The sequence below is a fragment of the Thiocapsa sp. genome (assembly GCF_011390875.1).
Taxonomy (GTDB): Bacteria; Pseudomonadota; Gammaproteobacteria; order Chromatiales; family Chromatiaceae; genus Thiocapsa.
In genome coordinates this window covers 1-2,983 of the sequence record NZ_JAABRP010000360.1, presented here as the reverse complement: position 1 = coordinate 2,983, position 2,983 = coordinate 1, and the positions used below count along the sequence as shown (strand labels likewise).

Genomic DNA, 2,983 nt, shown 5'->3' with positions numbered 1-2,983 from the left:
AAGCCCTGCGCGACGGCGGCAAGCAGCGCGTGGCGGTGCTGGACGTGGACTACCACCATGGCAACGGCACGCAAGCCATTTTTTACGAGCGCGCCGACGTGCTCACAGTGTCGATACACGGCGACCCGGCCACCGAATACCCGTTTTTCCTGGGCCATGCAGACGAACGCGGTGCGGGCGCCGGCGAGGGTTTCAACCTCAACTTGCCGCTGCCGCGCGGAACGAACTTTGCCACCTGGAGCGCTGCGCTGCGCCAGGCGCTGGACGCGGTGGCGGCGTTCAAGGCCGACGCGATGGTGGTGCCCATGGGCCTGGACACGTTTGAAGGCGACCCCATTTCAGGCTTCACGCTGCAAAGTGCTGACTACCTGGCCGTGGGCGAGGCCCTGGCCAGCGCCGGCCTGCCCACGGTGTTCACGTTTGAAGGCGGCTACGCGGTGGACGCAGTGGGCACCAACGCGGTGAACCTGCTGGAAGGGTTCAACCGCGCTGTGTGAGCGCACAACCGCTGGGCGCCAGGCGTCAGAAGCGGTGACGCACGCCGACCTGAATGCCGTTGGAACTGCCACCCAACGCAGGCTTGTTGAAGCCCAAAGCCGCGTTGTCACCGTTGGAAACGGCGGTCAGGTGGCTGTAAATCGCTGTGCGCTTGGACAAATTGTGGCTGGCCTGGAGCGTCACGATGGTGGCATCGTCGTCCGCGGCGGACGCCGATCCGGTGACGTCACGAGCCTGCGCCAAGCCCAATGAAACGGTGGTTTCCCCAAACGTTCTGGCGCCGGCCACACCGTACACGGTCAGGTCTTTCGCGCCTTTGTCTTCGCGGTTCACGTAAGCGGAGAGCCTGAAGGCGCCAAAATCGTAAGCACCGACCAGCATGACCGCGTTGATGGGTTGACGACCGGCTGCCGTGCCATCGGCGTCCATCACCCGCATCAGGCCAACGCCCGCCGTCAGTGGACCGCTGGCGTGCAGTGCGTGCATGCTGAACTGCTTGGCGAAGTCTTTGCTGGCGTCGGTGGATGGACGGTTTTCGCCCTGGCTGTACTGCACCTGGAACGATGTGCCGCCCAGGTTGGGTGACAGGTAGGTAATGGCGTTGTTGACGCGGTTGTAATCGCCGTTGCCGATCACGGGCACCACACTCAGCACATCGTAGGTCTTGGTGCCAATCACCCCGGCAATGTCGTCCATGGGTGAGTACTGCCGACCCATGCGGAGACCGCCCCAACCGCCCACAAGCCCCACATAAGACTGACGACCGAAACCGAGTCCCCCTTGACCGAGCGCACCGTTGGTGATGTTGATGCCAGCCTCCAGCTGGAAGACAGCCCTGAGCCCGCCCCCAAGGTCTTCGCTGCCGCGAACGCCCCAGCGCGAACCTTGCTGCTGACCAGAAGCCAAGCGGGTCAACGAGGTGGCTCCCTTGATGCGCTCAACAGCGGCATCGGCCACGCCATAAAGCGTGACGGAAGATTGGGCATGGGCGCCACCGACGAGCAAGGTCAGGGCAGACAGGGCGGTGAAAGGCTTCATTGGAAACTCCAAAGGGAACATGGAATACGACCTGTCCCCGGGCTCGGGGACGGGTCGGGTGGAAGGCGTCACTGGCACGTTCGCATGCCGGTATCCGCCTCAACCATGATCGTGAGCGGGCCTGTCAGTCCGCTGTCCGCTGCGTCAGGGAAATCCCTGAATGCGCCCTTTTCAAACAGCTTTCCAGAAGATGTAGTCGGCCTGGTAGTTGACGATCTGCTTGTTGCCCAGGTTGCCCATGCCGCAGACCAGGGCCGGCGCCACGCCGCCCTGGGTGGCCACGCGCTGGATGTAGCTCACGCCTTGCATCGCGCCCATGCCCATCGCCGGGCTGGCCTTCACCAGTTGCAGCGGAATGCTGCCGGCCATGGCGGGCGCCACAGCGATCTGGGTGGCGGTGAGCTTGGAGCCGTCCGCGCTTTCCCAGGTGGCGGGCGGGCCGTAGTAGGTACCCACTTGCTTGCCCATGCGGTCCAGCAGCTTGGCATCAGGCCCCACAAACACCCACTCGTGCTGGCCCGGCAGGTCTTTTTTGGCGCGGCATTCGTAGGTGATCTGGCCCACGCCCACGGTTTCCATGGCCACCTTGTGGCCCGCAGGCACCTGCACAGCAGCCGGCAGGCTCGCCTGCGAAAACGCCGCGGGGGGCGCGCTCATGTTGGAAGCACAGGCGCTGAGCGCCAGGGTGGCCGCAGCGGCCAGGGAAAGTTTGATGAACATGGGTTGCTCCTCGGTTCAGGTTGTGATGAAGAAAAGTGACAGCAAAAAAGGCGCGGTGTCAGGCGCCGAACGACAGGGCACCGGCAGGCAGCGGACGGCCGAGCGCGTTGTTCAAGATGGTGAAGTGCATGGTTTCGTCGGCAGCCAGGCGCGCAGCCACTTTGGCCAGATCGCGGTTGCCCAGCGACGGGATGACGCTCAGGTAGGCGTTGGTGGCGCCCAGCTCCAGGCGGGCGGCCAGGTCGAGCACATCGGCCTGGCTTTTCAGCGCGCCGGCATTCAGCGCTTTGGCGTAGGCGTCGAGCGTCATCTCGGCCACCGGCTTGCCACCCAGTTTCTGGATGGTGGCCACCAGGGCGTCGCGGTGGGTTTTGTGGTGGCCCTGGAACTGCACGGCGATGTCGAGCACCGGCTTTTGCAGCAGGCCGCTGCCGGCACCGAGCTGGTAGGCGTTGATGGCTTCGTGCTCCAGGCCCAGCGCCACGTTGAGGATGGCCACGTCTTTGGACGTGTCGGCGTTCATGCCTTGGGCGAGCACGTCTTTGCCGGCGAGCAGAGCCACGGCCACGGCTGACAGCGCGCCGCCACTGCGCATGAAACTGCGGCGCGATGCGGGCGTTGCGATGAGGGAAGAAGACACGGTGGTGATGTTGGACATGGTTTTTTTCCTGTGAAGCGTGGGTTTGAACGAAAGGACAAGCTGGGAAAGCAGCCGGTGAACCGATGG

General features: G+C 64.3%; 3 protein-coding genes and 1 pseudogene. 1 reads left to right on the top strand and 3 read right to left on the bottom strand.

What is annotated here, in order from left to right:
• Positions 1 to 497: pseudogene (locus GPT33_RS18405) on the top strand (histone deacetylase family protein); the annotation flags it as partial.
• A 25-nt stretch (positions 498 to 522) separates the two neighbouring features.
• Here GPT33_RS18405 and GPT33_RS18400 read toward each other — a convergent pair.
• The 3 genes from GPT33_RS18400 to GPT33_RS18390 all read right to left on the bottom strand — a co-directional run.
• Positions 523 to 1,536, bottom strand: a complete 1,014-nt coding sequence (locus tag GPT33_RS18400) for a porin (RefSeq protein ID WP_296811998.1) — start codon at positions 1,534 to 1,536, stop codon at positions 523 to 525.
• A gap of 171 nt (positions 1,537 to 1,707) precedes the next feature.
• The gene (locus tag GPT33_RS18395) at positions 1,708 to 2,256 is read right to left on the bottom strand and encodes a DUF3455 domain-containing protein (RefSeq protein WP_296811995.1); all 549 of its coding nucleotides are present in this window, start codon (positions 2,254 to 2,256) and stop codon (positions 1,708 to 1,710) included.
• A gap of 58 nt (positions 2,257 to 2,314) precedes the next feature.
• The coding region (locus GPT33_RS18390) for a ferritin-like domain-containing protein (protein ID WP_296811993.1) at positions 2,315 to 2,983 on the bottom strand (669 nt) is incomplete at its 5' end.